6 protein-coding genes are annotated in these 9,147 nt (G+C 45.2%); 1 reads left to right on the forward strand and 5 read right to left on the reverse strand.

All coding sequences use genetic code 11. The features are described from left to right. Positions 1-72: 72 nt before the first annotated feature. From tnaA to AB4507_RS21160, 3 genes are all read right to left on the reverse strand, one after another. On the reverse strand, positions 73-1,545 hold the full coding sequence (tnaA, locus tag AB4507_RS21150; RefSeq protein WP_372183283.1) for a tryptophanase: 1,473 nt from the start codon (positions 1,543-1,545) through the stop codon (positions 73-75). A gap of 760 nt (positions 1,546-2,305) precedes the next feature. After that, on the reverse strand, positions 2,306-3,982 hold the full coding sequence (locus AB4507_RS21155; RefSeq protein ID WP_372183285.1) for a GTPase family protein: 1,677 nt from the start codon (positions 3,980-3,982) through the stop codon (positions 2,306-2,308). After that, positions 3,969-5,084 carry a YcjF family protein gene (locus AB4507_RS21160; RefSeq protein ID WP_372183287.1) on the reverse strand — a complete coding sequence of 372 codons (1,116 nt, stop codon included), beginning with the start codon at positions 5,082-5,084 and terminating at the stop codon, positions 3,969-3,971. Before AB4507_RS21160 ends, AB4507_RS21155 begins: the two co-directional genes overlap by 14 nt. 239 nt (positions 5,085-5,323) lie before the next feature. Here AB4507_RS21160 and AB4507_RS21165 point away from each other — a divergent pair, with 239 nt between their 5' ends. Further along, entirely contained in the window at positions 5,324-5,836 is a 513-nt protein-coding gene (locus tag AB4507_RS21165; RefSeq protein WP_372183289.1) for a peptide-methionine (S)-S-oxide reductase, read from the forward strand. Between the two features lie 151 nt (positions 5,837-5,987). On the opposite strand, the gene AB4507_RS21170 is transcribed toward AB4507_RS21165, so the two are convergent. Both AB4507_RS21170 and AB4507_RS21175 read right to left on the reverse strand, forming a co-directional pair. Continuing rightward, entirely contained in the window at positions 5,988-7,604 is a 1,617-nt protein-coding gene (locus AB4507_RS21170; RefSeq protein ID WP_372183290.1) for a polysaccharide lyase 6 family protein, read from the reverse strand. Between the two features lie 85 nt (positions 7,605-7,689). After that, the coding region (locus tag AB4507_RS21175; protein ID WP_372183292.1) for a sodium:solute symporter family transporter at positions 7,690-9,147 on the reverse strand (1,458 nt) is incomplete at its 5' end.

Raw genomic sequence — 9,147 nt, forward strand, 5'->3', positions numbered from 1 at the left:
ACTTGTGATCAAGAGACAGCCCGAGGGAGCCTTTGATTAGGGTTCTAGTGACTATTCGCTTATGTTTTTATTTTAAAATGCTTCTTCGAGCGTTTGTTCGTTCTTTTTTTCTGTTTGTTTCTCGCTGGTCTCTACCTCTTTCAAGCGCGCAGTGAAGTGTCTTAACACCGGCGGCTCGTAGGTAAAATCGAGCCCTTTCACTTGTCCTGCATTCTCTTTCACTTTTTCGAATGCTTCGATAATGAAGTCCATGTGTGTTTGTGTGTAGGTCGCGCGAGGAATGGTAAGGCGCAACAACTCAGCAGGACATGGGTGTTGTTCACCTGTTGCTGGGTCGCGTCCTTGCAGCAAAGACCCAATCTCAACCGCTCTGATACCCGCGACTTTATAGAGTTCGCACGCCAAAGCATGTGCGGGAAACTGACCAGCCGGGATATGAGGCAGCAATTTACCCGCATCGACAAACGCAGCATGACCGCCTGCTTGCTGGCACACGACGCCCATCGCTTCTAAGCCATCAACAAGGTATTGAACCTGGCCAATACGGTACTCTAACCAATCTTGGCGCATGCCGTCATAAAGGCCAACCGCAAGACGCTCCATCGCGCCACCTTCTAAGCCACCATAGGTTGGGAAGCCCTCTTGCACCACACACAAGGTTCGACACTCTGTGTACACATCCATGAAAGCGTCGTCTTTAAAGCACAACAAGCCGCCCATTTGCACCATGGCATCTTTCTTGGCAGACATAGCTAAACCATCCGCGTATTTGTAAGACTCACGCGTGATCTGTTCGATTGTCCAATCCTGATAACCCGCTTCACGTTGTTGAATGAAGTAGGCATTTTCTGCGTAGCGTGCCGAGTCCATGATCACAGGAATATCGTACTTCTGAGCGATTTCATACACGGCTTTTAGATTGGCGATAGACACTGGCTGTCCACCAGCAGAGTTACAAGTAATGGTGCTCACAATGTAGGGAACATTGGCTGCGCCCGCTTCTAAGATCGCTTCTTCCAGCTTCACCACATCGAAGTTGCCTTTGAAATCCGCGTTCACTGAGGTATCGAACGCTTCTTTGGTATAAACGTTCTTCGCCACACAGCAATTCACTTGGGTGTGGCCTTGTGTTGTATCGAAGAAGTAGTTCGACAAGGCGACCATTTTGCTGCGTTCGAGCCCTTTCTCCATTTCACGCTTCTTAATAAGAACCGGAATGTAGATCTGCTCTGCACCGCGTCCTTGGTGTGTTGGAATCGTCAACTCGTAACCGAAGATATCCTTAACCGCATTCGACAATGCGTAGTAACTGCGGCTACCACTGTAAGCTTCATCACCCATTAACATCGCGGCTTGCATACGCTGAGTGATAGATCCTGTTCCGCTGTCCGTCAGTAAGTCGATAAACACATCATCACTGTCGAGCAAAAATGGGTTCATGCCCGCGTCGACAATGGCTTGTTCACGATAGGCGCGAGTTGTTCTTTTTACTGGCTCTACAACACGAATACGAAACGGTTCTGGTAGATGTTTGAAGTTTTCCATAATAATACCTTTCAATACATTCCGATCAGGTCGAAATGTATTTTCTTTAGATGTCACGAGTCCTCACTATTAAATTAATAGTTCCGTATAAAGATACACAGAAAATTAACAGTGAAAATAAACAAATTAAATAATGACTTATTAATCAAACCTAAACAGAGGCTAAGATAATTAGCGAGAACGACAAAAAACGAATACCCTACACGGAATAATAAGTGCGACATTCATACGTTCAAAGGTTATCAAAGCTGCTGATAGGTAAACAAAGCTCGCTGCTTTGCTGGCGCGTGACGCCTAGAGGGTACTACTCTGAAGAAAGGTGGAACGAGAGTTGGTGATCTAAGGTATACCAAGCTAACAAGGTTAGCCATGTTGTTGATTGCCATTTCAGATACATGTTCACAATATATCCCTACGTTGAAATCAAGATGATCCGAAGTTTAAATATAGTGCAATTGTTTTATAAATACAGCTTAAAAAAGTATAAATGTGATCAATATTTAGAATGATGATTAAATACGATAGCGTGTTATATAAAATGTGAATCACAGCTGTTTATATACTATTAAACTAGTTCAGCGAGAACCTTAATAATATCAAATCCCTTTTGAAATCAACACCTCTCTAATAAGGGGCGAAGATAGCTGTTTTCTAAAAAAGCCATCATCTAATAAAGCCAAGATCCAAAACTCGCCGATCTAGAAAAGATAAATTCTGATGAGGCTCAAACCTCACCAGAACCGTATTCGCAGTGAATGACTTACTTCTTCTTCACGGCTTGCTTGATGGCCATTTCAGCCAGTTTTGGTGTCGCCGCTTTCAATGCGCTGGGTGCCACCTTCTTACCCACTTTGACTGCTTTATTCAGTTGACCTTTAACTGACGTGCCTCTTTTCATGGCTTCTAAACGTTGGCGGTTTCTCTGCACGTTATTTGCGTCAGCGATACGCTCGATCAACGTCTGCCTTAAAGTATCTAAACCAAACTGTACCTTGTCTGGCGCAATCGCCAGCGGCAAAGCAATGTCCGGCAGCAGCAGTGTTTGGTTATATTCGAGCGCTTGAGCAATGATCTTCGCTTTGGCCGATGTAGGGTTATCTAAGTCATACGGTGGCTGCCAGTCGTCTACAGGTTTTAATCGGTCTACCTGATTAACAACCGAGACAACTATCGGCTTTTTGCGTGATATGTTCTTAGGATCATCATAGAAAGCATCAAATCTATCTTTCAACTGCTTATCCAAATCACGCGCAGACTGATTGGCTTTAAGCACCCATAGCACCACATCGGCTTGGGTCATCTCTTTCAGCATTAAGGCTTCGGTTTTAGGGTTGCCATCAAGCCCTTGAAGATCAACAACACGAACATCATTATCGTCGACAAACGCGTTGTAAACCGTTGAAGTGTCCGTTGATGGCAGTACATCCACTTCTGCAACCAACTCTTGCTTGAGTGCATTGATAAGTGAAGATTTACCCGAACTGGTTTGTCCCACCAGCACGATTCGCACAGGCTCTAGCTCTGGAGCAAAGCGTTGTTCGTCGAGTTCAGAAACATCAGACACTTTAAGTGCCTCATCTTCAATGCTGAAACGTCCGCTGTAGAGGTCAATCGCCACCGCAGCCACTTCATCTAACAAGGCTTGTTTGGCGGCGTATTGCATGTCATCAACCACACCCCTTGTCATCGTTGCTGTCGCTTGTTCTCGTCCTAAATCAGAAATCACCTTGAGTGGATTCAAATACAAGTTTTTAAGGTGGTTACCCCAAATAGCCGCTTTGAAGATCTTCTGTCCTAGCTCACCGTATTTATCGTAGGCTTCGTAGCCCGCTTTGATGTAAGAAACCTTGAGATACTCAATGCCGGGGATATGCTCTCGCACTACCAATTTGTAGCGTCGGCTGACCTCTTCGAACAGCTTTAGCCCTTCAGGAATCGAAAAATCGAGTGATTTCTTATCAAACTTTTTCGCAACAAATTCAAGTACCTCTAAACCGGTTTGGTCTAGGTTACCCCACTCTATGTCGACCATTAATTGTTGGCGTACATGGTGTTTTGAATCATTCCAGATTGACAGTTCTTTTTGAGACCAATCAGCCGAAGCCTTAACCAATGCATCGTTGATATCAGCTTTTTTATGCTGTGATTCAGCTTCAGCAGTATCCTCGCCAAGGCCGCCACTCTCTTTATTCGAGAAAGACTCTTTATTTGAAGAGCGGCTTGAAGAACGGCTAGAAATGAATAAAGGAATGGTGAACACCAAGGTACTCACGGCAATGGCAATCGACATTTCGAGTAGATAACCGTATTTGATCGCCAAGAAGACACCAAAACCCATCATGATAATGCTTGGGAAGATCGCCGAAATCAGGGCAATGCCCCAGCGTCCGCTCGATAGCACCGCCAGTAATCGAAATAGGTTTCTAATTTTCTTCATAACCCGACGCCGCCTTTCCTTTTTTCAGAGATTCTTTGTAGATCTTCTGCATCTCTTGTTCAGACACTTCTTCACCTTTGTTCTTATGATAGAAGTAAAAACAAGCCGCGCGACCTAAACCATAAGAGGTGCCGAAACTCATTGCCGCTGCAGCCATCGCACCTACCGTTTGACCATAAACTGGAATCAGCTTTATCAACTGTCGAGTGCCCAGCTTCATTCCGTATTGCAAAGCAAAGCTGCTTCCCAGAGTGCCTATCAACTCACTAAAGACTCTCTTATTCCATTCGACCCCATATTGATTGGCCAAGCTGTGAAGCATTTTGGCTTGAATCGCAGGTACCGACACCAAACCAACACCCGGAATCAGGTCACTCGCTGCGGCACTTCCTGCATACCAAAGCACTTCGTTTTCTACTTGATCAAAGTTGGCTTCTTCTTGCGTGGAATGTTCTTTGTCTTGCACCATCATTCCTATCACCGGAAGAATACTGCTCAGCTTTTCTAACAAGATGTCATAGTTGTAAACCGCTTCGCTGTTAGACATAGCGTTGTCATCCGTTTCGAAATCGACCGCTACCGATTCAAACTCTTTACCCCAAGCCTTCTCTACTTGGTTGCTGTTGAACTGAATTTGCCTTGCTCGATCTGGTTCACTGGAAGACAATACCGCCGTATGAAGCAGCAACAAGTGTTTAATCTTCTTCTGTTTCTTAATCTGTTTTAGAGCCGTAAGCACAGCGGATTGTTCAGGTTCGTCGGCTTTCATTACAACGACTAACGCATTACCTGCCTGACCAATCTCTTCCAAATCCTCTTTCGCATCGTAATTCGCTTCGCTGAGTCCTCTGGTATCAAGAAACCTCATCACGGGTTTGTCTTGCGGAAACTCATACGACATCGCCGTCATGGTACAAGGCGCAAAACCATTGCCCACTTCTACAGAAGAGTCGCCCGTGACCGCTTGAATAAACGATGACTTGCCCGCCCCCGTTTTGCCCAACAGCCACAATGTAGGAAGATGCTTGCGCTGATATTCATGAGCCTGAGTCAAGTCTGGGTTCTTGCTCGGATTAATGAAGTCTTTTATTTGATCAAACATGTTTAGAGTAACGCTCACTTGATGTTGAGATTCGAGTTGATGACAAAGCAATACTGACTTATATAATCACAAATCATATTAAACTTATGTTTGTTCAGTCGCACAGGTTTACAATGCCTAAACGCTTGTTTTTATTTGCGCGCTCATTTTTATAGACGCTTTTTTATACGTACGGGTATCATCGTATTGATTCGGGTACCTAACGAACATCAACAAACACAGAGAGCTCAAAGAGAAGTATGGAACAAATTTATTTAGCTGGCGGCTGCTTGTGGGGTGTACAAGAATTTATTAAGTACGTTCCTGGTGTTATCAGCACAGAAGCAGGCCGTGCTAATGGAAGCGCCCAGCCAACAGAGAACAAAACGACACAAAGCGACGGCACACAAAGCGATTACAATGGCTACGCAGAGTGCGTACAAATAGAGTTTGATCCAAGCATCACGTCAGTAACGATTCTGATGGAACAATTGTTTGAGATTATCGACCCTTACAGCGTGAATAAACAAGGTGTCGATGTCGGAGAGAAATACCGCACAGGCGTTTACAGCACTAATGCAGAACACTTAATCGAAGCTAAGCACTATATTTCTTCAAGAGATGATGCCGACCGTATCGCTGTTGAAGTATTACCATTGACCAATTATGTTGCCAGCGACGACATCCATCAGCATCACTTAAGTCACTTCCCTGAAGATCACCACTTATGTCATATCCCTTGGGATCTGCTGCATAAGTATAAATCACAATAGTCGCGACGTAAGATTAAAATGGTCACGACCTAAGATCGAGAAAGCCTCAACAGACATTATCCGTTGAGGCTTTTAAGTGTTATGGTCAGGACTGCTATCGTGAATTGATTTGATAGCTTAAACCATTAGCCATTAGCCATTAACTAATAAATTACTTAGTCGTATTCTCAAGCACGTAGTCTGGACCCGCTGTTTCAGCCGTCACGACCGCAAGTTTAGACACGTCTGCGCCTTCACCTTGATAAGCGTTCATGCCGTTTTCTACAACAACTTTTGGTAGCTCAACCGAGTAGCCTTCGATCAGTTCAGAATCCGTCACTTGACCCACGTAAGTTTCGTCTGTGTAAGTTGCGCCAACTAATGGGAAGTCTTGCGTTGCACGTACACTTACAAACTCAGGTGACTGCGAGTTATCAACCACGTTGTGTTTAAACGCCACATCAACGCCCGCATAAATGCCTTCCACTTCTGCGTTGTCAAACAAACTTACACGGTGGCTTTGGTTGCCGTAAACAATGCCCCACTCAGTATCGACTAGAGAGTTGTTCTCAATGGTGATGTTTTTCGGTGTCCACTGCTTGTTAAGCTCTTTGCCTTTCACCGATTGATCTAGCTGCTCACCATTCGCTACGTCGATGATGCCTGTGTTAATAACAATGCCGCCACGTAGGTCAGCGTTGCCTTCAATCAAGCCATCGCGGCCTCGAGTGTTTGCAATGTAGTTGTTACGAATCACATGATCTTCATCGTAGATACGGACGCCGCCCGTTAGGCGCTTTCCATTGCCAAGAATCATGTTGTTCTCAACTGTGTTGCCTTTTCCGTGACGCAGTGAAATAAGCGCGGTGCTTTGGAAAATAGTATTACCTGAGATCGTGTTGTCGCCCGACTTAATCGAGATAAGCTCACGCTCACCATCCATATCGATCATTAGGTTGTTCACGAACTTAGAACTTGAATCCCACTGTGAAGCTTTAGAATCACCAATACGGATCGCTTCCCAGCTGTTGCCGTTGTAACGAATCGCTTCTTTAATGTCGAATTCGTTGAACTGGTTAGGCTTTTGGTCCATGAAGATGTTATTTGCGATCAGGTGGTTATCAGCCGTGTCATCTTTTTGCACACCAATCAAAGTGCCGCGTTTTTGCTTACCTTCGAAGCGGTTGTTGATGACTTTGCCGTCTTTACCCCATAGAGAAACCCATAGGTACTTTGGATACTCAGAACGACGCTCGTCTGGCTCGTACGTGTAATCGTGGTTGAAGTAGTAGAATGTTGAGTTTTGAAGCGTATTGCCATTACCCATCATACGAACTGCACCAAAGCGTTCTTTAGGGCCGCCTTCAGTAAATACCAAGCCATCAAGCGTGATGTCATCGCCTTTCAGTTCAAACTGAATCAACCCCGTGATCCACGCAGAACCTGCTTGCTCTGCCTTGATAGTGATGTCATTCGCCGTGATCGTCACTTGACCTAAGTTCGCGTATTTACCGGCAGGGATAACCACTTCGTCGCCATCTTTTAGGTTTTCAAATTGTGCTTTAAGCGCAGCCACTTGCTCTTCCGAAGCAACGGCTAAAGTGTCGCCATCTACCTCTGTTAAGCGGTCACTGCTCAATAGGTAACTACGGTCAATTTCGCTAACAGCAGGCGTAGCTTGTTCAGCGACACTGACTACGGGTGCTGTTTTTTCTTGTGTTGTACAGCCTGTTGCAAAAGCGAGTGTGAACGCGCTAATAATGCTTACCGATAATAGTTTTTTGTTCATCGTACATCTCACATTAAAGTTTGGATTATAAAAATGACGACCACCCGTTCAGGTGGCCGTGATGTTATTTAGGATGCGTATTAAATTAGCCTTCGGCTGGAGTCACTTCGTCTTGTTGCTCGACTTTGTCATCGACTGCTTTAACAAGTAACAGACCAACAGAGAACACAATCAAGCCACACAGAACGAATACCATGCGTCCCCACATTGGGTTTGGCAGTACGAACATAGTCATTACGCCCACACCCGCTACCGCGATAAGTGAACCCAACATACGACGTTGCTTGTTATCCAGTTTCTTCTGTTCATTACTTTCAGCAACTAGTGGCGTCGCTAGGTTGTTGAAGAACTTGTCTACGTCTTTCTCACGGTGCTCAGCAAGAGGCTTGTAGAACAGTGTTGAAAGAACAAAGAAGCCAGCAGTAAATATGATGTGACCGATAAGGCCGATAGCCACTTTCAGGTCAGCCCACTCACGGCCAGTTAGTTCATTTAGACCGAACCAGTTTTGAATCATGTCCGCAGTGATAACGAAACCAACGAAGTAAGAAACCACACCACCTACAACTAGCGTGCCCCAACCTGCCCAATCCGGTGTTTTACGGATGAAGAAGCCACAGAATGCTGGAATTGTCATTGGGAAGCCGATCAATGCGCCCACGTACATCATGGTGTCGAAAAGGCTCAGACCTTTAAGAGAGTTGATGAACAGAGCAACCAAGATGATCGCGATACCGAAGAAGGTAGACGTTAGTTTAGAAACAACCATTAGCTCTTTCTCTGTCGCTTTAGGACGAAGAATCGGCTCGTAGAAGTTCTTAACGAAGATACCTGAGTTACGGTTTAGACCTGAGTCCATTGAAGACATTGTTGCCGCGAACATAGCGGCAATCAGAAGGCCAACCATACCTGCAGGCATGTATTCTTGAACGAAGTAAAGGTAAGCGAAGTCAGCGGCTTTGCTGCCAGCTTCTGGGTAAGCTGCTGCTAAATCAACACCTTGACCTGCCATGAACCAAGAAGGCATGAACCAGATGATTGGACCAAGCGTCATTAGTACACAAGCAAGTAGAGCTGCTTTACGTGCGTTATTTGAATCTTTCGCAGCAAGGTAGCGGTAAGAGTTAAGCATGTTGTTGGTGATGCTGAACTGCTTTAAGAAGATGAACACAGCCCAGATGCTGAAGATGCTCATGTAGTTCAGGTTATCACCCGTAATGAATGAATCTGTTGGGAAGTCGTTAACGATCTGCGTAACGCCGCCACCGTGGTAAATCGCAACCACAGCACACGTCACCGTTACCGCCATGATGATAACCATCTGCATAAAGTCAGATGCGATTACCGCCCAAGAGCCGCCTGTTACTGACATTACTAGTACAACCAGACCCGTTAGGACAATCGTCGTTGTCATATCAAAGCCGAAGATACCCGATGCGATGATTGCTAGACCATTCAACCAAATACCTGCAGAGATAACGCTGTTTGGCATACCAGACCAAGTAAATACTTGCTCATTCACCTTACCAAAACGCATACGAAT

This window comes from Vibrio sp. 10N.222.54.A3, assembly GCF_041474095.1.
GTDB lineage: Bacteria > Pseudomonadota > Gammaproteobacteria > Enterobacterales > Vibrionaceae > Vibrio > Vibrio crassostreae_C.